The sequence below is a fragment of the Microcoleus sp. MON1_C5 genome, from assembly GCF_036701875.1.
Classification (GTDB): domain Bacteria; phylum Cyanobacteriota; class Cyanobacteriia; order Cyanobacteriales; family Microcoleaceae; genus Microcoleus.
Map to the genome: position 1 here is coordinate 18,181 of NZ_JAUBRN010000009.1, position 26,930 is coordinate 45,110.

Below are 26,930 nucleotides of genomic sequence, written 5' to 3' on the forward strand. Positions count from 1 at the left end.
GATAGCCATCAGCTAGGCGGCCAAACTGATTTCAAAAATGGCTCCTTGTGGTTGATTACTTCTTACAGAAATGTCACCCCCATGTGCCTCAACGACCATTTTGCAGAAAGCTAAACCCAACCCTATTTGAGAGACATCCGACATCAGATTTCCAATCTCGTATTTCTCAAAAATCTTGTGCCGCAATGTATCAGGAACACCAGGTCCAGAGTCTATAACCTGGATTTTGGCGTTGCCCGATCTGGGGAATTCTACATTCACTATGATTTGACTATTACGTGGGGAAAACTTAATGGCATTCGAGAGGAGATTATCCAGCGTTCGATGTATCATGGTGGCATCAAGCGAGACTTTCCTACTGGTTTCTTCGGGTAATTGAGCGACCAGCGACTGATTTTTTTTAGCAGCGATAGCTTCAAAGCTTGATATGGCAGAGTTGACGAGTTCGGACAGATTAACCTCTGTGTAATTGAGACGATTTTTACCGGATTCTAGTAAAGCAATTTGCAATAAATCATCAATTAATAGCTGTATTGCTTGTGCTGAAGAGTAAAGTCGAGCCAGTTGGGTTTGTAGTTTTTCTCTAGGATACTCTATGGTTTTTAGGACTTCCAAGCCAAGCAAGATACCAGCCAGGGGATTGCGTAAATCGTGGACTACCATTTTAACCATGTCTTCCCGCAATTTGAGTAAGCTTTGCAGGTCGTCATACTGGTGCTTAATTCGCAGCATGGAGTGAACTCGGGCACGCAGTTCAATAGCATTTACAGGTTTACTAATGAAGTCGTCTGCGCCGGCAGTGAGACAATAGGCAAGGTCTGATTTTGAGTTTAATGCTGTCACCATAATGATGGGAACGGATTGCCATTTTGACATGGCTTTGATTTGGCGACAAACTTCGATGCCATCTATTCCTGGCATCATCACATCCAGCAAAATAAGATCGGGTTCAAATATGTCGAGGGATGCGATCGCCTCTTGCCCGCTGGCAGCGTAATGCAATTGATAGTCTTGCTCGCTCAAGAGGGTTTCAATTACATCAAAATTATTGGGATCGTCGTCAATGATTAAAACGGAGGGTCTGTTCACGGGTTATCTTTGCTTAGAAGCTAAAAGTTGTTGAATAGTGCTTGCCAATTGCTTCAGCTTGACGGGTTTGGTGAGGTAATCATTGGCTCCGGCGGCCAGGCAACGATCGCGATCGCCCGTCATGGCTAAGGCAGTTAGGGCAACGATCGGCATATCAACTAAGTTTGGATCGCTGCGAATACACTGCATAGCTTCTAGACCATCCATACCAGGCATTTGAATATCCATCAAAATTAGATTGGGGTTTTCAGACTTTGCCAGGGCGATCGCCTGTTCTCCATTCTTAGCCAAGAGAATGCGATAGCCTTTAGCTCTCAGGTAGCTCGAAATCGTAGTGATATTAGCTTCGTTGTCTTCTGCCAGCAAGATTAAGGGAGAGCCTCCCTGTTCGGGCTGGCTGGGTTCGATGCGGGACTCTGTTTGGGATTCCACATCAACAGAGGAGGGCGCACAACCAGTGCAGGGAAGGTCGATCGTGAAGCAACTTCCTACACCCACAGTGCTGGTGAGCCCCACCTGCCCGCCGTGGAGTTCGACAATGCGTTTCACCAGGGCAAGCCCCAAGCCTGTGCCTGTATATTGACGATTCAGGGCGCCATCGATTTGGATAAAGGGCTGAAACAGTTTGTTGATATGTTCTGGGGCAATACCAATACCTGTATCGATGACGGCAATTCGCAGAGTCTCTTTGACCAAAAAATGGGGTGGGGAATCGGCAGAATCTGGGTCGGCAGGGCGCTGTTGACGGCTGACTTCTAGGGTTATGCGTCCTCCGTTAGGAGTGAATTTGACAGCGTTATTGAGCAGGTTGATCAAGACTTGGCGCATCCGCCGTTCATCAATCAATAAGTCGGGCAGAGTGAGTGGCATTTGAATCTCTAGCTGGATGCGTTTTTGCAGGGCTTGTTGTTTGATAAAGGCCAGACTGGATTGACAGAGATGATTGATTGAAACTGGGGTGCAATCGAGTTCCATTTGGCCCGATTCAATTTTGGCGACATCCAAAATGTCGTTGATTAACTCTAGTAAGTGAGAGCTACTGCGCTCGATGGTTTGTAAAGCTTTGATTTGTTGTTCGTTGACGGTGCCAAAGACTTGCTCTTGTAGCCCCTCGCTCATGCCCAGAATGGCGTTAAGGGGGGTGCGGAGTTCGTGGCTCATGTTGGCAAGGAATTCGTCTTTGAGACGGGTAGCACGGGCGAGTTCTTCGTTAGAGGCTCCTAGTTGTTGGTTGCGCTCGGTGAGTTGCTGCTGGGCTTGTTGTCGTTCGGTGAGTTCCTGCTGCAACTGCTTAAATAGGCTAGCTTGTTGAATTGCGATCGCCAACTGGTTGGCAATTTGTTGCAGGAGTTGCGCTTCCGACTCTTGCCATACTCGTTGTTCTCGACAGGCATGGACGACTAAAACCCCCCATAACTTCTTGGTTTGCCCCGGGGCAACCCATCTATGGCTTTCGCTGGTTCGGACTTCTTGCAGGATAGGTGCAACGATTTTGGACTGGACTTGACCAACGCTTGCGTATTCCACCAAGCAATCAGTCCAGATATCGGTCATTACATCGGGGACGATGCGGGGCTTGCCCTGCCAGTACCGGTTGAGGATTTCTTGCGACCACTGTTCGTCCTCCCAGCGATCGTCTTTGAGCGCGGGGAACTCGCTAGACACAGCTTCTTCAACAATTTGACTTCTGCCATCCCCAAATAGCCGGAACACGATAATCCGATCGCCTTGCAAGATTTCTTTGACTTGCTGTGTCACAGCCGCCAAAATTTGGTTGAGATCCAACGATTCGCGAATTTGCTGGGCGATCGCTCCCAAAGTTCGCTGCCGTTGCAGTTGTAAAGCGATCGCATTTTCTGTTTGCTTGCGGATAGCCAGTTCCGATTGTACCTGTTCGTAGAGGTAAGATTGCTGAATTGCGATCGCTAATTGGTTAGCAATTTGTTTAAGTAAATTGATTTCCCAGTCTTGCCATTGGCGCGGACGATCGCATTGATGAACAATCAGCAACCCCCAGAGGGTTTGATTCTGAATAATTGGAACTACGAGTTTGGCTCTGACCTCGATGTCTGCGAGGAATTCAACCAAGCAGGGTACGATTGACTCGTTTTCATCTTCGGTATCGTTGAGGGCATAAACTCTTCCTTGGATATAGCGCTCGTAGTTATCTTCGGGGAAAACCTCTTCTGGGAAGAGGATATCCACGAGCCTAGGCCTATTGGGCGAAACAGATTCAGCAATGGCAGCCCCCGTCCCTTCAGGAAAAACCCGATAAACCAGCGTTCGGTCTGATTGCAATACCTGATGGATTTCCTCAACAGTGCTATTGAGAATCTCGTCCAGATGCAGAGACGATCGCATCCGTTTAGTAATCGCTCCCAGCAAACGTTCCTGTTTTGCTTGTTGTTGCAATCTCTGTTCGGCTTCTTTGCGATCGGTGATATCCTGAAACGTGCCTACCAGACCAATAACATTATCTGAGCAGTCTCGCAGGGGAGCCTTGTGGGTTTCGATAAATATTGGTTTACCATTAGGTAGGGTTAGCGTTTCTTCGATCCCTAATATAGCTTCACCCGTTTCCATTACCCGCCGATCCATCGCACAATACTCGTTCGCCTCGACTTCTTCTTGGCAAATATCTAAATCTTTTTTACCTATACTTTCGGTCGTAGAGGGCAAGCCTAGAGTTTGGGCAAACTGCTGATTGCATCCTAAAAAAACCGAGTCTCGATTCTTCCAAAACACCGCGAGCGGAATGGTATCGAGTACCGTTTGCAGAAACTGCTGAGATTCCTGCAAAGCCTTCTGGGCCTGTTTGCGCTCGCTGATGTCTACTAATACACAAATAGTTTGATCCTCTGAATCTGGGAGGAGTGCGGCTCCGAGCAGGACAGAAATCCGGCTGCCATCCTTACGGTAGTATTCCTTTTCCAAGGAGTCGATCTCGCCATCCTGTGTCAGGCGCTCGAGCGCTAAAAAATCAGCGGGGAGATATTCGGGGGGGGTCATGGCATCCCAATGAATCATCCCAGCATTTAGTTCCTCCCGAGTGTAGCCAACCATCTGTAAGAAGCGATCGTTGGCCTCGGTAATGTTCCCCTGAAAATCGGCAAACATCATGCCGCTCACACAGGAATCAAACACCCGGCGGAAGCGCATTTCACTGCTTTCCCTGGCGAGTTCAGCTTGTTTGCGATCGCTGATATCCGATAAAATTCCCTGGATGCTAATCAATTCCCCTTCAGCATTTATAACGGGTGTGGCGCTGCTTCTCACCCAGATATAATTGCCATCTCGGTGGCGGTGTCGGAACTCATAATCACTTGACTTTTTACCAAGTGTCATATTCTCGCGATAATCAGCAACCACCAAAGAGCGATCGTCGGGATGCACCAGATATATAAACGACTTACCAATCCATGCACTCTCATCCCAGCCAAACATGGTCTTGAATTGCGGTGACAAATAAGTGAGTATGCCATCGGGTTCACACGACCAGATCAAATCATTAGCCCCTTCTACCAGCCGCCGGAATTTAGCTTCACTCTCTGCTAATTCGGCTTCGATCTGTTTGCGATCGCTGATATCGCGGCATACACAAATCAATAATCCATCGTCTGTGAGGGTGAGGGACAGCCCTTCGGCAAAGGTAGAGCCATCTTTACGCATGGCGACAGCCTCTCCCTCCCAAGCGCGATCGCGCCCCAGCACCGGAAAGACTTCCCGCTCAAACCGTTCTAACTCTTGTTGCAAATACAAAAGTTGCCAGGTTTTGCCCAGCAGTTCATGGGGATGTTCGTAGCCAAACAGTTCTAGATGGGCTTGATTCAAATAGAGGTAGGTATCTCCTTGGATAATCGCAATGCCGTCGATCGCTGCCTCAATTGCCGCCAGTTGTATTTTTAGGGTTTCTTCGGTTTGTTTGATATCGCTAATATCGGCAAAATAGCCAACAATCTCGGTTGGGCGACCTTGTTCATCTCGCACTAGGTGCATTGCATCCCGTATCCAAACGTAGTAACCATCGCGATGCAAAAATCGATATTCATGCTGATGAGTGTCGTACTCAAAGAGAGCCGATAGATCGGCCAAAACTCTAGGGGCATCTTCTGGGTGAAGATGGTGAGTCCAGAAGCTGGGGGTCGATACAACTTCTTTTGGCTTGTAGCCCAAAATAGTTTCGATATTTTTGCTGATGAAGGTTGAGTCATAGTCGCGATTGGGCTTACAGCTATAGATCATCGCGGGACTCGATGCCAGAAGAAATTCCAGGCGTTCTTTCAACAGGCGATTTTCTCGCTCTGTCTGTTGGCGATCGGTAATGTCTTGGATCAGGGCCAGCGAATAGAGATGTCCATCATCACCCGATAGGACAGAGGTGGAAATGGAGATAGTGCGCCGCTGTCCATTTTGACACTGGATTTCCCTTTCCACAGCGATCGGGTGCATCTGTCTGCAGTTGGCGATCGCCTCTTCTCGATCTTCTAGATTCGGGTACAAGGTTTGATACCACCCCAGACGGTTAATTTCTTCTAAGGTGTAACCCGTAATCGCTTGCATTTGCTGATTCCAGACTGTGAAGCGGACAAAGGGAAACTCCTCAACTTGATGGAAAACGCACAGCCCTTCTGCCATGTTTTCTACAATTTGTTGACGGAAAGTATTTTCCTGCCGAAGCGTTGCTTCGGCCAACTTGCGATCGGTAATGTCGAAGCCAATGGCTAGATACTCAAAAGGTCGCCTTTGTTCGTCCAAAAAGGGGACGACGGTGGTGGCGACCCAGTACAGGCTACCGTTTTTTGCCCGATTGCAAATTTCACCGCGCCAAATCTGACTGCTGTTAATGGTGCGCCACAAGTCTTGGAAAAAAGCAGGGGGATGATAGCCAGAGTTGACTATGCGATGGCTGTGTCCGATCAGTTCATCGCGGGAGTAGCCAGAGACTACACAGAAGCGATCGTTGACGTAGGATATCACCCCTTCGCGATCGGTGATGACCACAATGGCAGACTGATCCAAGGCTTGTTTAAAGGCTGATAATTCTTGAATTAACTGCTGTCGTTGGAGTTCAGCCTGTTTGCGTCTGCTAATATCCAAGTTGACCCCTATCATGCTCTGGGGATTGCTTTGGGCATCTCGCACGACGACACCATAGGCTTTAATAAAGTGGAGGCTGCCATCGGGATGCACCACTCGAAACTCGGTATCGTATTCTGCCTCTCCTAAGACGGCTTGCTGGAGCAATGTTTCGGTGGCAGTGCGGTCTTCGGGATGTAGGCGGTTTGCCCAAATGTCGTAAGGCAGAGGGGAATCAGATTGTTTTGTGACACCGTACAGTTCGTACATCCGCTCATCCCAAAAGACGGTGTTGTGTGCAAGATCGAAGTCCCAACAGCCGATCGCCCCTGATTTGAGAGACAAGGCGAGGCGATCCGATACTTTCTTTAGTTCCGCTTCTGCACGTTTGCGATCGCTAATATCTTTGGCGATGCCTAAAAAGCCGATAATTTGCTGATTGACATCCTTGAGGGCGGTGATGGAGAGCGACACAGGAAATCGAGAGCCATCTTTGCGGATATAGCTCCACTCTTCTTCGCTGACCAAGCCTTGGCGTGCTTTGGCAACAAAAACCTCAAAGCCGGGGGGAATATTTTGCCCTAGTTCGGCAGATAGTGATGCTGCCCGGTCAATTACCTCATTTGCATCGTGGATGAGCGCGGGGGTGGCTTGGCCGATGATTTCTTGAGCACTGTAACCCAGCATCCTTTCGCCTGCGGCATTCAAGGTCTGGATGATGCCAGTTGGGTCAGTGGAGAGGATCGAGTAATCAGCACAATCGAGGATGGCGCGTTGCAGGCTGTTGACTTGCCAAAGCTCTTGGGTGCGTTCTGCGACTTTGGTTTCTAGCTGTTGGTTGAGTTGCTGGAGTTTTTGTTCGGCTTGTTTGCGATCGCTAATGTCTGTAGTAGTTCCTACATAGCCGACTACTTGCCCGTCTGCATCCAGTTCGGCAACGGACTGCCCATAAACCGACGTTACCCCACCGTCGGGACGTTGAAAGCGATATTCGAGTTGGAAAGAGCGATTTCTTTGGATAGATTGCTCCCATTCGGCGATGACGCAATCGCGATCGTCGGGGTGTAGCCCTTGTTGCCATCCTTCCCCGACGGCGGTTTTTGGGGTGAGTCCGCTGATCTGACACCAGCGATCGTTAACATAGATGCAATTGCCCACAGCATCGGTGCGAAAAATCCCCACGGGAGCGGCTGCCACTAGGGTGGCGTAGCGTTCTTCGCTTTCTTGCAGGCGGACTTCTGTTCGTTTGCGATCGCTAATGTCGGTAATGGTGCCTATATAGCCGCTCCGATGTCCATTTGCATCGAGTTCGGCGACGCACTGCCCATAAACCCACGTTACCGTACCGTCGGGACATTGAAAGCGATATTCGAGTTCAAAAGAGCGGTTACCTTGAATGAATTGCTTCCATTCGGCCATGACCCAATCGCGATCGTCGGGGTGCACTCCTTGTTGCCATCCCTGTCCGATAGTGGCTCCTGGTGTGAGTCCGCTGATCTGAAAGTAGCGATCGTTGACATAGGTGCATAGCCCCGTAGCATCGGTGCGAAAAATCCCCACCGGAGCAGCAGCGGCAAGGGCGGCGTAGCGTTGTTCGCTCTCGATCAGGGTGGCTTCGATCCGCTGTCGCTTTACCAGTTCCTTCTGCAATTTTTGCTGGATCGTGGATTGCCCAAGGGCGATCGCCACCTGTAGAGAAACTTGTCGCAGGAGTTCGATCTCGTCAGTCGTCCAAGAGTGTGCACTGGCTCGATAACTGGCGATCATTAATCCGCGCAGTTGTTCCTCAATCACGATCGGCACCATCAGCTTGGCGCGAATATCAAACCCCACTAACATTTCCTGATGGCACTGGGTCATTGGTTCGCCGTAGATGTCGTTGATGATGCGAATTCTGCCCTGGCGATAGGGTTCAAGCCATTCTGGGCTCATGCAAGGATCGTGGGCTTCCCTATGAAGCACCGATCGCCCCGTGTCAGTAATCGCTTCCGCAATCACGGTGCCGCTAAAGTCAGGTTGAAACTGGTAAATGATGACGCGATCGCACCCCAGAAGCGAGTGACTTTCCTGTAGCGTAGTCTGCAGAATATCTGACAAATTCAGGGACGAGCGGATCTGGTCGGCAATGGTATTGAGAAGTTGTTCTCGATCGGCCTTTGCTTTGAGGGCGACTGTCCGAGCTTCCACCTGCTGCTCGAGCTCAAGGTTGCGATTTGCCAGCAGCGCCACCTTTTCCGCTTCTAGGCGCACCACCTTCTCTTCCCACTTCTGGACCAGTTTGTATAGCTCCAGCGGGTTGAGGGCTTGCAGCAAACTGGTCTGGGTGACGATGCCTAATAGTTCTCCTAGCTCCCCTGTCACCGCCAACCGACGGATCGATCGCTGTTCCACGATCTGCTGCACAGTCCAGAGCGAATCGTCGGGTCTAACGGCAAAAATCGGCGTACTCATTACCGCCTGAGCCAGACAGGTTTCCAGGTTCAAGCCCAATGTCTGAAATTGCACAATATCCCGCTCGGTGAGAATCCCCACTGGAATTTGTAGCGGTTGAGTAGAGATTCCGCCTGGGTGTACAATCACCACGGAACTGACGCGATGCTCTGCCATAAGTTGGGCGATCGCCAGTAGGGAAGAATCTGGCGCAGCACAAATCACTTCGCTGGTCATCACTTCTGCTACCATACGCAACCGCAGCAGGTCGATCGGTCTAGAGGTTTGGCGCAGACTTTCGTGAGTCACTAGGCCCACTAGGCGATCGAGATCGTCCAGGATTGGTAAATGGCGAATGTGGTGCTGCTGGAGCAGATTAATCGCAAAAAATAAATCGGTGAAGGCGGACTCGCGGAGGGTGACGACGGGGTGTGCCATCACCTCCCGGAGCACCAAATTCTCCAAGGAACGCTGTTGGGCACTCAGCCGCACCACGTCTCGCTCGGTCAGTACGCCGACCAATTGCTCGTTTTCCACTACCAACACGCAGCTCGATCGCGCCTCTAGGTGGAGGTCGTCGAGTTGACCGTCGGCCGTTCTAGGGGTGTTGCAGAGCGATCGCACGCCGCTCATTTGGGCGATCGCATCCATCACCGTCGTATCGGGCGAAACCACCAAGGGTTCCCGGACGATCGCAGTCCTCAGTTCTATTGGAGTGAGAGCCGTAGTACGCATGAACATGAGTTTATAGGGTTTTATTGCTGATTATTTTTTTAAACACTTCGCCTTAAACACATGAGCTGATAGCGTAGCTTGGCGTCAGCCATAGTAACGAGAATAGTTACTTAGCTGCACGACATTCTCTAAATATTATATTTACTTACAGTTCGCTTTTGCATGAAATGAGTTAGGGAAATTAGGCGACTATAAAATAACGATTTCTTATCAATTTCATGAGATAATAAAAATCTAAAGTAACGCTCTTTCATCTATTTCATGAGATAATAAAAACCCAAAGTAACGCTCTTTCATCTATTTCATGAGATAATAAAAAAAGAAAGTGCCGTAAACCCTTTACGACTATGTTGAAGCTCGGAGAACTCGGCGTAAAGATAAAATTTGTTGACGATTGACGATTACGGTGAATTATACAGAGCATACAGAACACTATTCCCCGAAGTGAGAAATTGTGAGGCATTTAATTACTTTCATGTGGGATTTTTCTGATAGGAAGCGTAAAACACTACCAGCAATATCTCGTGTAGTGGGATTAAGCAATCAACAAAAACTCTGGGATTTTCTAAGCGAATTAATTGAAAATTAGAAGGCTTGAGAGAGCTAGATTAAACCTTATTCTACAACAACTACCAGCATTATAATTTTTTATAATTATTGTTGATAAAGTAGGAGATTTAAAAGAAAGGGAATATAACCGATTCTCTAAAACGAGGTCAACACCCAAATATAGTTTTAGTAAGTAGGCGTGAGAAAATAAAACTCTGTTAAAGATATAAGTGACTACAGAGAATGTTTCTACTGAGTAAACTAAATATATGGGGGCTATATTAAGGGTATTTTTGACTCAAAAGCAAGACAAAAATCTCTGAGAATTGAGAACGGCGGATGGAACACAAAAACTTAAGTACGCCCGCCCTTTTAGTTAGATTAAATGCACATGGCTGGTACGTTGGAAAAATAGCTGCTCCGGATTAATTGAACTCCACAAACAGGGAAATAGGTTTTACATAAATGGCACAAACTATGAACGAAAAAGGTTTGGTTATTTCGTGACCGCTTTTTAAAACCGAAGTTAAAAGAAGAAGACATAGAGTTTTTATAATAATGCCTCAAAAAAAACTCCTTACATACAACAGGGTTATATTAGAAATTATAAAAAGAGCGTTCTATTATATTAAGTCACAAGGAATTAAAAAATACTAAATAAAAGGGTTTATTTGCCAATGAGGGAGGAAGAGTCATAAAGGAAACCAGGAAGCTGTATTACACCAAATTAAACCAGACCTAGATATGTTGGAATGAACTGGATGGGTGGAAGAAATTGAGTGAAAATATTTGTTTCAATGAGGGTTTTGTGCATGGAGTGAACCTGGTTACACTTATTACCAACGAGGGGAGTAAAAACTGCTGAAATAAACGAAACGGCGGGATCGTAAATTATTGTAGGAATTTTATAACATTAAATTAGCTGGGTTTGCGGTTTGGTAATTTGGTTTATTTAGCGAAAACTTTATATCAAGCTCATGGAACAATAAGCCCAAAAATATGTTAAGATTAGACGCTCCAGCATCATCATCCAAAACAACTAATAATACACCGATTTCAAGAATTACAACGAATAATAAAAAATAGGTTTTACCTATTTTTTATTATCCAAATATGGTGCCGACATAAACCAAATTTAATTGGAGTGGCAACCCATGAAAAAAGATGAATTAGGGGGAGAGATATTTGACTTGAAGTTAGAAGTCGCCACGCCGTAATTCATAGATTAGAAGTTAGAGGAGAAAGAGGAAACTACCGTACACAATCTGTTAAATTTCACTTTAATCACGATACTTAATATTTAGTTACATAAAGATTGTTCTTCCCGCCTACCTACTTAAGCTACAGCTTATTAGTCTACCGAACCGCAGGCTGGCTTATTTGCATCTACCTACTTATTTATTCGGTGATTTATTCCCTCGCGAGTGGAGCCATACCTTTTTATTAAGAATAAAATATCACATGAAGTATCCAGAAACCTGGTTTCTTAAGGTCAGTGCCTCCTGGAAGCTCCGAAAGCGGCAACGAGAAACCGGGTTTCTTAGGCAAGGTAAGAGCATCCTAATTTACAAAAATTATCACATTAAATATCAATGCGGTACTCTCAAATCCGCCGCGAGTTAAGGTAGACTGAATTGTCAGTGCGTGAATTATTCACAGGTTAGCATCTATGCAGCTCAAACATCTGAATCAGCCTTCACAAGAACTCTCTACCTCTTGCGAGCATAACATCAAAGAGACCCAGCCACCAAAGCCCAATTATTTCGCTCAAATAGCCCGTTCCTTGGGCAACCTCAGTATTCATGACAAAATCTGCCGTGGGTACGCACTGGCTCTTTGTGTTGCGATTGGGGGAACGACTGTCGGGATGTTGGTGGGCACTCATTACTATCGCAGAACTAACAATCAAGTACACCTCGATCGAGAAACTCAGCTTTTACATAAGTTGCAGGTGGCTTTAGTGCGGACGCAAAACAGCCAAGAGTGGCTGATTTACGGCATCGACAAGCCCCAAATATTTGACAGCAAATACCAACAGCTACAAAAGAATATTTACAGCTTAAAAGAGTTACTATCTGAAGTTAAGAAACCTAAATACCTGAAACAAATAAAAGGGATAGGGAAATTTAGAAATACTTGCGATTCGCTACTGTCTAATTATATTTATCAACTAGAAATAGTTAATAAAAAAATTAGTCAGTTGCCCAATAACCCCGCTCAACAAAGCGTAAAACGTAAGTTGCTGTCGAATGTCGCTCGAAATAAAACAGGGTTGCAACTAGATACGGCTGTCAATGATATAGCAGCAATTATCGATCGCGCCCAAGAGCAAGAAGATGCAGGGCGGGAGGATCTGCTGCGAGCCCAGGCGCTGCGGGTGCAAATAATTTTGGGTAGCATGGCACTGTCGATCGTCGTTGCAGCAGTGCTGGCGGGCTTCACCAGTCGGGCGATCGCCAAACCCCTCGCCGCTGTAACTAAAATTGCTCAGCGAGTCACTGAAGAATCTAATTTTCAGTTGCAAGTACCAGTTACCAGCACCGATGAAGTGGGAGTATTAGCAGCTTCGCTGAATCAACTGATTCAGAAAGTAAATCAGTTGCTAGAAGAATTGAAATCTGAACAACAAACCCAGATACTTCAAAATGAGAAAATGGCAACTTTAGGGCGGATGTTAGCCGGTGTTGCTCACGAAGTTAACAACCCAATCAATTTTATCTATGCCAATATCGACCCAGCCCGAAATTATGTTGAAGATATTTTAGATTTGCTCAAAACTTACGAAACAGAAATTGCCAACCCGCCTGCCGCAGTGCTGGCGAAAGGCGAAGAAATAGACATCGATTTTCTGAAAGAAGATTTGATCAAAATATTTGACTCGATGCAAGTAGGCGCTGAAAGAGCCAAAGCTATTATCTTAAGTTTGAAAGATTTTTCTCGCCTCGATGAGGCTGCCCCTCATCCCGTCGATTTGCACGCCTGCATAGACAGCAGTTTGCTGATTCTCAACAGCCGAATAAAACAAGGCATTGAAGTGGTGTGCAATTACGGGAACATCCCGAGTATTGAAGGCTATATGGGTTTGCTTTACCAGGTATTTGTGAATCTTCTGAACAATGCACTAGATGCTGTGGAAGAGAAAGCAAAAATTGAGAAAACCAGCTCTGAGGAGGCGAAAAAACAATCGGCTTCGGACTCAAGCAAACAAGGAACACCGAGTTTTTCGCCGAGAATTGTGATTGCTACAGAATACTTGGACGACGACTCCGTGGTAGTGCGAATTTCTGATAACGGTATGGGAATAGCGCCCGAGAGTCAAGAAAAAATGTTTGAAACATTCTTTACTACTAAACCGAGAGGTGTAGGTACTGGTTTGGGATTGGCAATTGGTCGCGAAATTATCGTCCAGAAACACGGGGGAACGATTAACTTTTGGTCGGAGGTGGGAACGGGGACGGAATTTTCGATCGCCCTGCCGATTAAGTATGAGGATTCAATGCCAAATGCGCTCTTACCACCTCCAATTGCTCGGGAATCAAATTCCATAGGCAACGATAAAGTGCCAACCCAGGCCGAAAAAAGAGGAACTGTAAAAACTTAAAAATCATCCGTTTTTATCCCTGTTGGAAAAAAGAATGCAACTGCAAGCAAGCTCCCCAATCTGATGTCATAATTCATTCCATCTCTAAAATCTAAAATCTAAAATCTAAAATTGTATGAGATTGCTTACTGACTGGCTGTCGCTACCCCACTGGGTGAGTGATAATACCAAAATAAAAACTATTTTCCATAATCTTGAAAAACAGGATTTGCTATAATTTAAAGTTGAGCAATCACTGTACGGAGCGAAAATTATGGGACTATTTGACCAAATTTTGAGCGCGATCGACAATCCCAACCAACAAGCAAGCCCCAATCAGTTGGGCAACATTCTCGGTGCGGTAGAGCAGTTGAGCGGCAACCAGGGCATCGATGCGGGTACGACTCAGCTAGCAATGTCGGTTTTGGGCGGACACGTGCGATCGGCATTGCAAAACGTGCGATCGCAGTCGGGAGACGCACAAGCTCAACAACTTGTCAACCAATTTAGCGGTACAAATCCCAATCCCCAAGCGGTACAGAGTTTGTTCGGAGCCGGCCAACTGACGCAAATAATAGCCGATATCGCCCAAAGAACCGGTTTAAATAACGCCACAGTGCAAGCGATGATACCTGTTTTGGTGCCGCTCGTACTGAATTTGCTACAAACCGGCGGCAACGCCCAAAATCCTGCCCAGGGCGGAAATCCCGTTTTGAATACGTTTTTAGATGGAGATGGAGACGGCGATGTAGATATTACTGACGCCATGTCGATGGCTAGCCGCTTTTTGAATCAGCGCCGTTAATTTGGGATTTTTGTAACTGCAGATATCAGCGGATGGACACAGATGAACGCAGATAGGATTTTATCTGCGTTTATCTGCCTTCATCTGCGGTTAAAAAATTTCCAACTTTAACCCAAACCCAAATCAGTCACAGCACCGACACTGCTAGAAGAAACCAACTTAGCGTATTTAGCCAAAACGCCCCTAGTATAGCGAGGTTTAGGAGGCTGCCAAAGAGCCCGCCGCTGCTCCAATTCTGCATCAGAAACATTGAGCTGCAACAAGCGATTTTGAGCATCAATCGTAATTGAATCGCCCTCTTGTACCAAAGCAATTGTCCCGCCAACTTGCGCTTCGGGTGCCACGTGCCCGACAACCATGCCGTAAGTTCCGCCAGAGAAGCGGCCGTCAGTAATTAACCCGACAGAATCCCCCAAACCAGCGCCAATAATTGCCGAAGTTGGTGCTAACATTTCGCGCATTCCCGGCCCGCCTTTGGGCCCTTCGTAGCGGACGACAATCACATCTCCGGCTTGAATTTTGCCCGCTAAAATTGCCTCCAAACAATTTTCTTCAGATTCAAATACCCGCGCTGGGCCAGTAATTTGCGCTTTTTTAACGCCAGTAATTTTAGCAACGGCTCCTTCTGTTGCCAGATTTCCCCTGAGAATTGCTAAATGTCCTTGGGCGTAAATCGGGTTGTTCCAAGGGCGGATGACATCTTGGTCGGTGCGGGGTTCGGCTGGAATATCTGCTAACACTTCCGCAAGAGTTTGACCGGTAATTGTCAGCGCGTCTCCGTGCAGCAAACCCTGTTCTAGCAGGATTTTCATTACTTGGGGAATGCCGCCGGCTTTGTGCAAATCGGTTGCTACGTATTTGCCGCTGGGTTTGAGGTCGCACAGCACCGGCACTTTCGCTCGAATAGTTTCAAAATCGTCGAGGGACAACTCAACGCCGATCGCATTGGAAATGGCTAATAAATGCAGCACAGCATTGGTTGAACCGCCGACTGCCATGATTACCGCGATCGCATTTTCAAAGGCCTTGCGAGTCAAAATTTGGCTCGGTAACAACTGTTTGCGGATCGCTTCCACCACCACTTTTGCAGATTCGGCAGCGCTGTCAGCTTTTTCGGCATCCTCAGCAGCCATTGTCGAAGAATAAGGCAAACTCATGCCCATCGCTTCAAAAGCACTCGACATCGTATTTGCTGTGAACATTCCGCCGCAAGAACCCGCACCCGGACAAGCATTCTGTTCCACTGCATTGAGTTCTGTTTGGTCAATTTTGCCCGCGCTGAATTGACCGACTGCTTCAAAAGCGCTGACAACGGTTAAATCCTTTCCGTTGTGGTGTCCTGGTTTGATCGTGCCGCCGTAAACAAAAATAGCAGGAATGTTCATGCGGGCGATCGCAATCATCGCCCCCGGCATATTCTTATCGCAACCGCCGACAGCCAGCACCCCGTCCATACTTTGGCCGTTGCAAACAGTTTCTATCGAATCCGCAATCACATCTCTCGACACCAGAGAATATTTCATCCCTTGAGTTCCCATCGAGATCCCGTCGCTGATAGTAATCGTACCGAACATCTGCGGCATCGCCCCAGCTTCCTTTGCACCCGCAGTGGCCCGCAAAGCGAGCTCGTTCAATCCCATATTGCAGGGCGTAATCGTGCTGTACCCGTTGGCAATCCCCACAATCGGCTTAGTGAAATCGCCGTCACCAAAACCGACTGCCCGCAGCATTGCTCGGTTGGGCGCGCGCTGCACGCCCCCAGTCACAGCTTGGCTTCTCAAATTTTCAGGCATTTTAAAATTTCCTTTGTCTGTTGACAGTTGACCGTTGACAGTTGACAGTTGACCGTTGTTCAGTTGTCAACTGCCAGCTCGCCCAAAAACGAATACAAGTTTCCGATAATCGTCGTGGTGAGCCCATAATTTTAGACCAAAGTTCCGGCTCCCAGATGAATCTGTGGAGCAAATCTAAAATCTAAAATCTAAAATCGACTGACTCAGTGCCGAGCGCCGAGAGTTTTACCCTATTGTTGATTTTCTCAGAAGCTTTGATATTTGTCAGACCTTTTAGGAGGCAGTGGCACAGCAGTGCCCGGAAAGCCGTGCAAAGATTCTACAGATACTACAGCGTGCAGAGTGAATACCGTGGTTATCTGGGATGATGTGGTAACACCCATCACTCTAACGTTTAAAAAAATTGCGAGGCGAATGACATGGAGGCCGATCGAATTCTGAGGCAATATGCGGCCGGAGAAAGAAATTTTCGAGAGATTAACCTCGTCGGGGCCGACTTAAAAGGGGTAAACCTCAGCGAGGCTAACTTTACCAGATCGAATTTCCAAGACGCAAACCTCAAAGGCGCTAACCTGACGGGAGCGAACTTGCGCGAGGTGAAATTGGCAGGGGTGGACTTGACGGAAGCCAACCTCAGCGAAGCAAATCTCATCGGTACCGATTTGAGCCGCGCCAATCTCAGCGGGGCTAACCTGATGGGAGCCAACCTGCGCGGCTCAATGGCCAGAGAAGTCAACATGACCAAAGCTAATTTGACCGAAGCTAATTTGACCGAAGCCAACTTTACCGAAGCGAATTTGTTTGCGGCCAACTTAACCGACGCTAGCATGATTCGCATTAATTTGATGAAGGCAAATTTGAGTTGGTCAACTCTCAAAGCGGTAAACCTGACAAATGCCATTCTTAGCCAGTCGCTTTTAGAAAGAGCTAACCTGAATCAGGCAATTCTCAGCGGGGCGATGCTCAGCGGGGCTAACCTGACTGGTGCAGACTTGCGCCAAGTAACGATGGTGGGAGCTAATCTGAGCGAAGCTAATCTGAGCAATGCTAATTTGAGAGTTGCTAATGTGAGTTGGTCAACGCTAGCAAAAGCTAATTTGAGCGGTGCTAATTTGTACCGTGCCAAGCTGTGCTGGTCTAATTTTAGCGGGGCTGTTTTGTTGGAAGCGGTTTTGATTGACGCTAATCTCAATCGAACTAACTTCCGCGATGCAGATTTGAGGCGGGCAATTATGCCGGACGGCACGACTAATGATTCTTAAAATTTGATTGTTAACTGTTAACTGTTGACTGTTGACTGTTGACTGTTGACTGTTAACTGTTAACTGTTGATTAATAACTAATGACTATCACTGAATTATTGATTCTCGGTGCTGCAGGAATTTTTGCCGGAATTCTAGCTGGATTTTTGGGTATCGGTGGCGGTACGGTGCTCGTACCTTTGTTGGTTGCTCTCAAGTACGCCCCGGTACAAGCGGTTGCTACTAGCGGTTTGTCGATCGTCATTACAGCTATTTCTGGCAGTATCCAGAATTGGCGCATGGGCTACCTCAGCTTGAGCCAAGTCGCAGGCATCGGATTTCCAGCCGTCATTACCGCACAAATCGGTGCTTATTTGGCGGGGATATTTCCGCCTTACTTGCTGTTACTTACTTTTGGGTTGTTGCTGTGGCTCAATATTTATTTGATTGAAGTTCGCAAGCACCTGACAGCTAAGAAGAAAGCGGAAGCAGAACAAGAGGAACTAAGAGGAGAAGCAGGACAAGGAGACAAGGCTCAATTACCAATTACCAATCACGAATTACCCAATAATTCTAATATTTTATTCAATCCAACTTTTGCTAAAATTGCTACCGGCAGTGCTGCGGGTTTATTAGCCGGTTTGTTCGGCGTAGGCGGCGGCGTAATTATGGTTCCCCTGCAAATTTTGCTGTTAGGAGAAAGCATTAAAACCGCAATTCAAACCAGCTTAGGTGTCATCGTCATCACGGCAATTTCGGCGACGGCGGGACACGCGGCGCGCGGCAATGTTTTGTGGGTTGTGGGGTTGATTCTGGGGGGCGGCGGTTTGTTGGGCGCGCAGGTGAGCACGCGGTTTTTGCCGAGATTGCCCGATCGCATTGTTAGTTTAGCTTTTCGATCGCTCTTGGCAATCTTATCGATTTATGTTTTCTGGCAAGCTTGGCAAAAATTTAGTAACGGGTAATTGGTAATTGGTAAGGTGCGCGGCAGAAGAGCCCCCTACAAAAAAATCCCGGAAGGTACCCGCGCAGCACCCTACGAAAAATGAATAAGTAAGACTAATTTGCTGATAGTTTCTTCACGGCACGAGTCAGACGCTGCAAATAAGGCTTGACAATTTCTTGATTTTGCCTCTGCAACTCGGAAACTTGCTGCTGCAAATGCTGAATCTCGGTTTGCAACATCCCTGTGTCTATTGTGGGTCGATCGAGCAAATCCTGCAATTGCTTCAGAGAACCTTGGATTTGATCCAAGTCTACTTCGTTCGATCGCTCCTGCAACTGAGCCGTAATAGTTTTAACTTCAGTTAACTTTTCGCCCATCAATAAAAATCGGACGTTGACATTTTCCCAATCATGCTCTCTCAGGGCGCTATTTTCCAAAAGGCGGACTTTCTGCTGCAAATCCGACAGTTGCGTGTTGAAATCCTCAGAATCGGCCGGAAGCGCCTGCGCTTGGCGTTCGAGGGAGGCTACGGCAGCTTGTACCTCGGCGATGACGCCGGATTCCAAGCCGAGGAGTTTCTGCTGCAAGTCGGAGACGGCGGTGTAGAGTTCTGCAGGTTCTCCAGGTAGTATCTGAACTTGCTGCGATCGAGGTTCTACTGCGGCCTGTACGTCCGCGATGGCAGAATTTGCCTTTTGTTGCATTTGTTGCTCGAAACGCTGGCGATTGGCGAGATTTAGCGAGAGTGCTGCGGTTAAGGGGGCGGCAGCGTAGAGAATTTGGTTCGACAATACAGCAGTAATCGTGCCAATTGCTGAACCAGCCACAGAGGCGTATTCTGCCAATTCTAGCCAGTCCGGCTGGTTCGGGGCACTTCTCAAAGCTGGGAATGATGCTTTTTCAATCTTCTGCATAGCCTTTTAGTCGTAGTGGGATAGATGGCGATAGGGACATGATAAAAGCGATCGGCAAATAAATCAGGGCTATTTGTCAAAATTTCCGGATTGTGGTATTCTCATTGACCGAAAGCATCCAGCATACAAGCCCCCGGATTCATCCGTGGAGAAATAAAAAACCTGTATCCGACAAACAAGGCCCCGAATTTATCCGTGGGGTCAATGCTTCAATTCTTTAATCTAAAATCTAAAATCTAAAATCGATTGACCTCCTGCCGAATACCTTCTGACTTCAAAACGGTCAGTCTCAGGTAAAATTCAGGATTAAGTCGATCGCTTAAGAGTTAACCATTAACCGCCGTCTGTCAGGAGTCTACAGAAAATGGGTCTCAAGATTATTGAAAGCTACGATAGCAGTTTTGTCCTCGAACCCGATGCTAAAACGGCACTGTTCGGTTTGTTAACCGGTGAAAGCTTTGTCAAACAAGTAGCGCTACAATTGCAATGCTCGCGCATTGAGTTTGCCGAGTTACTTTTTCAGCCAGTCCCTTACAGCAGCGAGACGCCGAAGGGAATGCCTGCGGAATTTGAAAAGTATCATCAATCGAGCGATTTTGCGATCGTCAACGTCCCGCCTAATTTCATGTTCCAAGCCAAAATATTTAAACCCAGCCGCCTCTGTGCCGTTTATCGAGTTTTTAAGAGTTAGGTAAAGGCTGGTTAATCTGTGGTTAAATCTAAAATCTAAAATCTAAAATCTAAAACCGGATGACAGAAGACATTCAATCTCTCGCCAGCTTAGAATTCATTCCATACATAGACTCCGAGGGGAAATTGCCCGATTTTGTTCAGGGAAAAATCGGCGTTTACGCGATTTTTGACAGCGAGAAAGTCCTGCAATTTGTCGGCTATTCTCGGGACATTTACCTCAGCCTCAAACAGCATTTGGTACGCCAAACCCAATATTGCTACTGGCTGAAAGTCCAAACTATTGACAAGCCCAGCCGCACTATCCTAGAAAGCATTAGAGAAAGTTGGATTGCCGAAAACGGTTCCAAACCCCAGGGTAACGGTGCCGATGCTGCCAAGTGGAACGATCCCATCGACACCAAAACTGTGATGACTACCGAAGAAGTTGCAAATTATGAAGGTATCTTTGCCGATGAAATTGCCAAAGATAAATTGTTGAAAAATGTAGCGCGGCGCGTGGAAAATGAAATTTTCTCGCTGTTGAAAGCTCGCGGCGTAACTGAAGAAATCCGGTTTAATCCCAAGCTAAAAACTAGCGGATTGCTGGATTTAAAGTAAATACCGCTCACCCGGCACTCCCCCAGGGAATGAATTCCCTGTCTAATAGCGAATGTCCTCTAAAAGAGGACTGAATAATCTATTAGTCCTCGGAAGCGAGGACTTTCGCTTTGAGGCAGGGGTTTCAACCCCTGACGGACTGACGGAATATCGGTTTTACTTTAAGGGAACACCAATAGCCATTGCCGTGTCCATAATTTCCGTGCCGCGACAGCTTAATGCCGTTTCCCTACAGATGCTCGCGTACAATCTATGTGATATATTCTCTGGGTCTGATTAAATTTTAAAAGGTTAAAATTTATTAAGATTTAACACATATCGGAATCTGCAAAATTAACTCTGTTCCTCGGCCCGGAGCAGAAATACAACTGATTTGACCTCGATGTTTTTCCACTACAATATCGTGACTAATGGCCAACCCTAATCCAGTACCGCGACCTACAGGCTTCGTAGTAAAAAATGGGTCAAATATCTGGTGGCGCACTTCCTCACTCATCCCACAACCGTTATCGGCAATGTGAATAACAACGGATTTATAGTTTTGAGCGGCTAATTTGGAGTCTTGATTGTCCAGGGCCGATTCTGACTCAGAACTTACTGAAGTGCTGATGGTAATTTTTCGGGGAGACGGTTGAGTTTCCAGGGCATCAATAGCATTAGTTAGCAGGTTCATGAACACCTGATTTAACTCACTGGCGTAACAGGTGACTCTTGGCAATTGGCTGTAGTGTTTAATGACCTCTATCTCACCAGCTTTGTTCGCTCCCTTCAACCGGTGCTGCAAAATAACTAAAGTATTGTCAATGCCTTCATGAATATCCACTGGCTTGTACTTTTGTTCGCCAAGGCGGGAGAATTTCCGCAAAGACATCACAATTTCGCTAATCCGAGAAGCACCCTCTGTCATCGACTTCAGCAGTTTTGGATAATCCTCTGCGATGAATTCGGGTTGAATCTCGTCCAGTTCGCCGATAATTTCTGCAACGGGGTGGGGGTAGTAATGTCGGTACAATTCGACGAGGCGAAGCAAATCTCGCGCATAGTCCGCCGCTAGAGCAATATTACCGTAGATAAAGCTGACGGGATTGTTGATTTCGTGAGCAATTCCTGCCGCTAGCTGACCTAAAGAAGCCATTTTTTCCTTCTGTATTAACTGAGCTTGAGTTTTCTTTAGTTCAGTTACGGTTTGTTCGAGTTCCTTGGCATAGGATTGTGTTTGTTGGAACAACTGGCGCTGCACGAGTTGATTTGAAACGCGGGCGAGAACTTCTTGTTCGTGAAACGGTTTTGTGATATAATCTATACCACCAACTTCAAAAGCTGTGACTTTATCAAACACTTCATTTAAAGCACTGATAAAAATAACCGGAATGTCCTTGGTTGTGGGAGAAGCTTTCAATGCTTGGCAGACTTTGTAGCCGTCCATACCGGGCATCATGATGTCGAGCAAAATCAAGTCAGGAGGAGTTAACTCGATCGACCGCAGCGCTAGTTTGCCGTCGGGTGCGGTGCGTGTTTTGTACCCTTGCTGCGAGAGTATTTGAGCTAAAAGTTGCAAATTAGCCGGAATATCATCAACAATTAAAATATTCCCTTTTAAGGCGGGAGTTGGTTCGGAATTCATATTTAGTTCCGTAAAATAACCTTTATAGGTTTGTAGTGAGTACGATCGCCCTCATAAAACCCCCTCGGACGATCGTACTCACTACAAACCTATCTCATATCCTTATTATTTTGGTTCGGGATGGATGAGAGCTAGTATTTGATTGAACTGAAACTCGTTAGCCAATGCGGCTAGAGCGCTTGCTAAAGCGTCATTGCGATCGCGCATTTGCTCAATTTGGAGCAGAATTAACTCTAAATCGCACTCAATTGTGGCTTTCTCTAAAGCTGCCAGCCAATCTGCGGGTAAAGCTGCCAGAGTCTCTGGAGTCGGAGCCTCGATTGAAGTTGACTCGGGAACACTCTCCGGTTCACCGTAAATGTAACGCACTCCCAGATGTTTGTGCAGGGTGGCAAAAATTTCTGTATCTCGAAAGGGTTTGTGGATAAAGTCATCGCAATCATCTGATACAGTAACGGTTTGCGCTTCCTCGGCGTTACCGGCACTCACGGCAATAATTGCCGTAGCTTGACCTTTAACGGTGGCTTTAATGCGTTTGGTCGCTTCATGTCCATCCATCACGGGCATCCACATATCCATAAAAATTAAGTGTGGCTCAAAACTCGACCACTTTTCAATAGCTTCTATGCCGTTGGTGGCTTCTTGGAGTTCAAAGTTAAAGGCAGCGAGGAGTTTGATCAGCAGTTGGCGGTTATCAGATCGATCGTCCACAATCAAAATACGATAGCGCGGCTGGTTGCGTTCCAGCGCTATCACCCGACGCGGTGGCTCTACGGGTTGAGTCGCCGGGGCATCAACGGCGCTGACGGGGATATCAAACGCGAAGGTGGTGCCGCGTCCTACTTCACTGCGTACAGTAATCAGGCCGCCCATCAGCTTGACAAACTGTTGGCTGATAGCCAGTCCCAAGCCTGTTCCTTGCTGAGATTTGGTTCCTGTTTTGGTTTGCACAAAGGTTTGAAAAAGTTTATCTAACTCATCAGCAGCTATGCCGGCACCCGTGTCTTCTATTTCAAAATGTAATTGGTAATTACTGATTGGTAATTGCTGAGCTTCCCCCTCCCTAACCGCACTTACTCTTACCCTAATTTCTCCTTCTTTCGTAAACTTAATGGCGTTAGAGAGGAGATTGATTAAGACTTGGCGCAACTTAAGTTGATCGGTTTGTACGTATTCGGGAGTTTCGCTAGAGCAGTCAAATATTAACTGCAATTGTTGCTCCCTTGCCTGGAGTTGAAACATCTCTTGCACATCGTTCAACAGGCTCCTTAATTGAAAGTCTGTTGGGTTGATTGTCATGCGTCCCGCCTCTATTTTGGCTAAATCTAATATTTGATTGATTAGAGCGAGCAAGTGTTCTCCGCTGCGGTTGATAATGCGGATATTTTCCTGTTGTTCGCGATTGAGGTTGGTCGAACGCTGCATCAATTGCGAGAATCCCAGAATTGCGTTTAGCGGGGTGCGAAGTTCGTGGCTCATATTCGCCAGGAAAGTGCTTTTGGCAAGGTTGGCGGCTTCTGCGGCCCACGCGGCTTGTTGAAGCTGTACTGCTTGCTGTTGAGTCGCTTCGAGCAATTGAGCTTGTTGTAAGGCCACTCCCAGTTGAGTGCTAATTTGCAGCCCAATATTGATTTCAGCTTCGCGCCAAGTGCGGGGTCCAGAATTTTGATAGCTGGCGAGCAAACCCCAAAGTTGACTGCCGCAAAATATGGGAAAAATAACGTAGGCTGTAGCTTGAAATTGTTTTAACAGTTCTATGTAACAAGGGCTCAAGCTAGCGCTGTATATGTCTTCAATTATGCGGTAAGGAACGCCTCTAGCGTACATACCGCCTTGATTTTTTTGTAGATAAGTATCCAGCACTGGTGTACCGCCGGCTTGCATAGTTTTCACGGTACAGCGAGAGTGTTCGACGAGAGTGTTTGGCACATTACAATCGTCGGTTTCTTGGATCAGAGATATCCAGCCGGGAGCCATTGATTCGGCAACAAATTCCCCGCTCCAATCAGGATTAAAGCGATAGATACCGACACGATCGCATTTTAGGGTTTGTCGCAGTTCAGAGGTTGTGGTTTTGAATATTGTGTCAATATCTAAGGATTGACGGATGCGCTCGATCGATCGGGCGATGGCTTGTTCTCCCTGGGCGCTTTCTCGCAAAGCTGACTCGGCTTGTTTGCGATCGCTAATATCCAAAACAGTGCCGAACAAACGGATCAACTGCCCTTTTTCATCATAAATCGGTTTTCCTCGAACTTCTATGTAACTGAGCGAGCCATCTCTTCGCATCAGCCGCAAATCAATTTCAAAGCTTTGTCCCGACATAGCTTGCTCGCGCACCATTGTCAGATAGCGCGATCGATCTTCTGGATGAAAACGCTCGATTAATTGTTCGGTTGGCAGGGGTTTTTGAGTAGGATCGAGCTCGTAAATGCGATATAGTTCTTCACTCCAAGTGGTTGTTGCTGTGGCGATATCGTGTTCCCAACTGCCAATACGGGCAATTTTTTGGGCTTCCAGCAGTCGAGATTCGGCAAACTGGCGATCGCTAATGTCGCGCGCTACCCAAACCGCAGAGCTATCCGACAGCGGCGAAATTTTAGCAGCAAACCAAACTTCTTGGTTATTAATCTGCAGACTGTAATCAAAACTAATAGTTTGTTTTGTTTCCAAGGCCTGTAGAACTTGAGCGAAATAAATCTCCTCGCTTTCCTCATCAAAAAATTGTTCCATGATGGAGTCGATCTGATTCGTGTGATAGTTGTATTGAAAAATTCCCTTAGTGGGTATAATTTGGATGGTTTTTTCTTGGAAATCAAAAATCAATACAATATCTGTAATCGACTCAAATATTTTTACAAATTGCTCAGTCGAAGAGTAAAGTTTTTGCTCGAGCAATTTGCGATCGGCAATTTCATGTTGTAATAGTTCGTTAGCACCAGCTAAGGCGCAGCTACGTTCTGAAACTTCGGCTGCTAAAGTGCGATTGTAGTCAGTTAATATTTTTTCAGAGTGTTTGCGCTGTGCGATGTTATAAAAAGCATTGATGGCATAAATAATGTTTCCGCCTTCGTCAAAAATTGGTGTGGCGCGCACCTCAAAAGGAATAAATTTCCCATCTCGATAAAGTTCTACATCTTCAAGGAATACCGTTTCACCGCGCAGTGCTCGGAATGCGGGCAGTTCTTCAGTGGGATAAAGCTGGTTTTGGCGGTAGATTTGATAAACTTCTACTGCTTCTTCTAAAGTCGCATCGGGAATAGTTTCTACGCCGAGCCAATGCTTGGCAGTTTGGTTGAAGTACACGACTTTACCCGAAGCATCGTGGATAGATACTCCCGCAGGTATGGCTTCGATAAATTGCTTGAGTTGGCTCTCGCTGTGCGCTAAAGCTTCATGTAAAGAGTTTTTGTCTGCAAAAGCCTGTTGCAGTTGCGCTGCCATAAAATTGAAGGAATTGGCGAGATCTCCGACTTCATCCAAGCGTTTAATTTCTAAAGGTCGATCCCATTCTCCTTTGGCAACATTTTTGGCAGCGGTATTCAAGCGCATAATTGGTTTTGTCACCCAACGGGAAGTCAACAATCCGATCGCGATCGCCAGCGGCAGTGTACCGGCCAATAACCACAATGTGTTGCGCGTATTTGCTTGAATCGGAGCCATGAAATCAGACTCTGGCACCACCACCACAATTAACCAATCCAAACCACGGACATCTCGATAGGGAGTGACGCGGACAAACTGCCTATCGCCCTTGCTCGCCAGGGTAAATTTCTGAGTAGTTTGCAGCGTGCGGAAGTTGCCAAATCGGTTGGCGAGTTGTCGAGCAATATCTCGCGTTCGCGCATCCTTGCTGTTGGTGGCTAGCAATGGCGTCGGTTGCTTTTTTGCTGGCGCCACCAAGGGTGTTTCTACTGTGGATGTGGCAATCAGATTGCCCGATCGATCCATAATAAAAGTTTGTCCTGAAGCCGAGAATTGCAGCCCAGCCAGAAAGGTATTGATTGCCGACAGCCCATTATTATCCGTGAGGCGATCGCTAATTCGCTCTCCTACTTGTTCGATTAGCTGATGCGCTACATCCTCGACTGATTCCTGACCACTTTGGAAAGAAAGATAGCCCACTAGCCCAACTACACTTACCGTTTGCAAAACCAACGGAACAATCAGAACCGTTCGCAGCGGCAGCTTGCTGAAAAATTTGGCGGCTAGGCGGTTGAAGCGATAAATGGGCATGGGTGTAAACCAATTGCGCTGATAATCGTATTTTAACTGCTGTAGCGTGATTTTCCCGGCAATTGGCGCGCCCTAAAAACTGTGAAATTTTCCGCCCGGTTCAATATAGCCAACTACTAGCGAAGATGGGACGCGGATGCGAAATTTTGCTTCTATGATATAAATTCCGGTTGCACTACTTATGATAGGCAAGGTCGGACAGGGCAATGCCGTTTCCCTACCCCATAATTATCAATTTTCCTCGATGAAAGATGTAACAATTGCCGGATTAATTGTAGCGAAACTGCATTGCCCATTGGTTTCAATTTAAGCGGAAAATCTATCAGTCAGCCCGTCCGCCAGCGAATGAATTCCACAGGAATTTTAGCTAAAGTCCTCATAGCGAGGACTAATGAGTTTAAAAGTTTTATTTTCATATCGTTTATGGTTGTTTGGGAAGGATTAAACCGCAGAGGACGCAGAGAACACGGAGGAAGAGAACAGAGAAATGAATAATTATGATACCAACGGATTTGATATCAGTCTTCGCTAGGAGGACTTTAGCTTTGAGGCTGGGGTGTCAACAAGAGCCGGACTATCGGTTTTAGGCTAAGTTGACACCAATGCCCTCGAACGAAACCCA

At 46.8% G+C, this 26,930-nt stretch carries 12 protein-coding genes; 6 read left to right on the forward strand and 6 right to left on the reverse strand.

Going from position 1 to position 26,930, the window contains the following annotated elements; all coding sequences use genetic code 11:
* Positions 1–12 precede the first annotated feature (12 nt).
* Positions 13–1,089: a hybrid sensor histidine kinase/response regulator gene (locus QUA71_RS06500; protein ID WP_333283436.1), complete on the reverse strand. Its 1,077-nt coding sequence runs from the start codon at positions 1,087–1,089 to the stop codon at positions 13–15.
* A 3-nt stretch (positions 1,090–1,092) separates the two neighbouring features.
* Positions 1,093–9,336, reverse strand: coding sequence for a PAS domain S-box protein (locus QUA71_RS06505; protein ID WP_445243756.1), 8,244 nt, complete (start codon positions 9,334–9,336; stop codon positions 1,093–1,095).
* Between the two features lie 2,212 nt (positions 9,337–11,548).
* Between QUA71_RS06505 and QUA71_RS06510 the strand changes: the two genes are divergently transcribed.
* Complete coding sequence (locus QUA71_RS06510; protein ID WP_333283439.1) at positions 11,549–13,480, forward strand: ATP-binding protein; 1,932 nt, start codon at positions 11,549–11,551, stop codon at positions 13,478–13,480.
* Between the two features lie 253 nt (positions 13,481–13,733).
* Positions 13,734–14,264: a hypothetical protein gene (locus QUA71_RS06515; RefSeq protein WP_333283441.1), complete on the forward strand. Its 531-nt coding sequence runs from the start codon at positions 13,734–13,736 to the stop codon at positions 14,262–14,264.
* A gap of 107 nt (positions 14,265–14,371) precedes the next feature.
* Here the strand turns inward: QUA71_RS06515 and ilvD are convergent, their stop codons facing one another.
* Entirely contained in the window at positions 14,372–16,057 is a 1,686-nt protein-coding gene (gene ilvD, locus QUA71_RS06520; RefSeq protein WP_333283443.1) for a dihydroxy-acid dehydratase, read from the reverse strand.
* Between the two features lie 419 nt (positions 16,058–16,476).
* Between ilvD and QUA71_RS06525 the strand changes: the two genes are divergently transcribed.
* Both QUA71_RS06525 and QUA71_RS06530 read left to right on the forward strand, forming a co-directional pair.
* Positions 16,477–17,319: a pentapeptide repeat-containing protein gene (locus tag QUA71_RS06525; RefSeq protein WP_333214487.1), complete on the forward strand. Its 843-nt coding sequence runs from the start codon at positions 16,477–16,479 to the stop codon at positions 17,317–17,319.
* A gap of 80 nt (positions 17,320–17,399) precedes the next feature.
* Positions 17,400–18,263, forward strand: a complete 864-nt coding sequence (locus QUA71_RS06530; protein WP_333283445.1) for a sulfite exporter TauE/SafE family protein — start codon at positions 17,400–17,402, stop codon at positions 18,261–18,263.
* Between the two features lie 94 nt (positions 18,264–18,357).
* On the opposite strand, the gene QUA71_RS06535 is transcribed toward QUA71_RS06530, so the two are convergent.
* Complete coding sequence (locus tag QUA71_RS06535; protein ID WP_333283447.1) at positions 18,358–19,158, reverse strand: hypothetical protein; 801 nt, start codon at positions 19,156–19,158, stop codon at positions 18,358–18,360.
* A 364-nt stretch (positions 19,159–19,522) separates the two neighbouring features.
* On the opposite strand from QUA71_RS06535, the gene QUA71_RS06540 reads away from it, so the two are divergent.
* Together QUA71_RS06540 and QUA71_RS06545 are read left to right on the forward strand one after the other, a co-directional pair.
* A complete protein-coding gene (locus QUA71_RS06540) occupies positions 19,523–19,849 on the forward strand; it encodes a hypothetical protein (RefSeq protein WP_333283449.1) in 327 nt (108 codons plus the stop codon).
* A gap of 59 nt (positions 19,850–19,908) precedes the next feature.
* The gene (locus tag QUA71_RS06545) at positions 19,909–20,448 is read left to right on the forward strand and encodes a GIY-YIG nuclease family protein (RefSeq protein WP_333283451.1); all 540 of its coding nucleotides are present in this window, start codon (positions 19,909–19,911) and stop codon (positions 20,446–20,448) included.
* 301 nt (positions 20,449–20,749) lie between these two features.
* Here QUA71_RS06545 and QUA71_RS06550 read toward each other — a convergent pair whose 3' ends face one another.
* Together QUA71_RS06550 and QUA71_RS06555 are read right to left on the reverse strand one after the other, a co-directional pair.
* Positions 20,750–22,072: a response regulator gene (locus QUA71_RS06550; protein ID WP_333283453.1), complete on the reverse strand. Its 1,323-nt coding sequence runs from the start codon at positions 22,070–22,072 to the stop codon at positions 20,750–20,752.
* A 105-nt stretch (positions 22,073–22,177) separates the two neighbouring features.
* On the reverse strand, positions 22,178–26,308 hold the full coding sequence (locus QUA71_RS06555; RefSeq protein WP_333283454.1) for an ATP-binding protein: 4,131 nt from the start codon (positions 26,306–26,308) through the stop codon (positions 22,178–22,180).
* Between the last annotated feature and the right edge of the window lie 622 nt (positions 26,309–26,930).

Bases quoted from the DNA above. Each gene is read 5' to 3' on its own strand.
- QUA71_RS06510 (WP_333283439.1), top strand. From the start codon at position 11,549: ATGCAGCTCAAACATCTGAATCAGCCTTCACAAGAACTCTCTACCTCT.
- QUA71_RS06515 (WP_333283441.1), top strand. From the start codon at position 13,734: ATGGGACTATTTGACCAAATTTTGAGCGCGATCGACAATCCCAACCAA.
- QUA71_RS06505 (WP_445243756.1), bottom strand. From the start codon at position 9,336: ATGTTCATGCGTACTACGGCTCTCACTCCAATAGAACTGAGGACTGCG.
- QUA71_RS06535 (WP_333283447.1), bottom strand. From the start codon at position 19,158: ATGCAGAAGATTGAAAAAGCATCATTCCCAGCTTTGAGAAGTGCCCCG.
- QUA71_RS06550 (WP_333283453.1), bottom strand. From the start codon at position 22,072: ATGAATTCCGAACCAACTCCCGCCTTAAAAGGGAATATTTTAATTGTT.
- QUA71_RS06525 (WP_333214487.1), top strand. From the start codon at position 16,477: ATGGAGGCCGATCGAATTCTGAGGCAATATGCGGCCGGAGAAAGAAAT.
- QUA71_RS06545 (WP_333283451.1), top strand. From the start codon at position 19,909: ATGACAGAAGACATTCAATCTCTCGCCAGCTTAGAATTCATTCCATAC.
- QUA71_RS06530 (WP_333283445.1), top strand. From the start codon at position 17,400: ATGACTATCACTGAATTATTGATTCTCGGTGCTGCAGGAATTTTTGCC.
- QUA71_RS06540 (WP_333283449.1), top strand. From the start codon at position 19,523: ATGGGTCTCAAGATTATTGAAAGCTACGATAGCAGTTTTGTCCTCGAA.
- ilvD (WP_333283443.1), bottom strand. From the start codon at position 16,057: ATGCCTGAAAATTTGAGAAGCCAAGCTGTGACTGGGGGCGTGCAGCGC.
- QUA71_RS06555 (WP_333283454.1), bottom strand. From the start codon at position 26,308: ATGCCCATTTATCGCTTCAACCGCCTAGCCGCCAAATTTTTCAGCAAG.